Source organism: Pseudomonas sp. zbq_18 (genome assembly GCF_043102245.1).
In the GTDB taxonomy this organism is placed as follows: domain Bacteria; phylum Pseudomonadota; class Gammaproteobacteria; order Pseudomonadales; family Pseudomonadaceae; genus Aquipseudomonas.
The window spans coordinates 1-703 of the sequence record NZ_JBICIT010000003.1; the positions used below are offsets into that span (position 1 = coordinate 1).

Annotated in this window: 1 rRNA gene; it reads left to right on the forward strand. The window is 47.1% G+C overall.

Going from position 1 to position 703, the window contains the following annotated elements:
- Positions 1–214 precede the first annotated feature (214 nt).
- A 23S ribosomal RNA gene (locus ACF8C6_RS02635) occupies positions 215–703 on the forward strand; the annotation flags it as partial.

Genomic DNA, 703 nt, shown 5'->3' on the forward strand with positions numbered 1-703 from the left:
AGCACTTCAGAGTCATCTGATGAGTGCTGATTTCTGGTCTTTTGACCGGTACAAATCGTTCTTTAAAAATTTGGGTATGTGATAGAAGTGACTGATTAATTACTTTCACTGGTAATTGATCTGGTCAAGGTAAAATTTGCGTGTTCTCTATGCAAATTTTCGGCGAATGTCGTCTTCACGTTTGAGACAGTAACCAGATTGCTTGGGGTTATATGGTCAAGTGAAGAAGCGCATACGGTGGATGCCTTGGCAGTCAGAGGCGATGAAAGACGTGATAGCCTGCGATAAGCTTCGGGGAGTCGGCAAATAGACTGCGATCCGGAGATCTCTGAATGGGGGAACCCACCTGACATAAGTCAGGTATCTTGCACTGAATACATAGGTGTAAGAGGCGAACCAGGGGAACTGAAACATCTAAGTACCCTGAGGAAAAGAAATCAACCGAGATTCCCTTAGTAGTGGCGAGCGAACGGGGACTAGCCCTTAAGCTTCTTTGATTTTAGCGGAACGCTCTGGAAAGTGCGGCCATAGTGGGTGATAGCCCTGTACGCGAAAAGGTCTTAGAAGTGAAATCGAGTAGGACGGAGCACGAGAAACTTTGTCTGAATATGGGGGGACCATCCTCCAAGGCTAAATACTACTGACTGACCGATAGTGAACCAGTACCGTGAGGGAAAGGCGAAAAGAACCCCGGAGAGGGGAG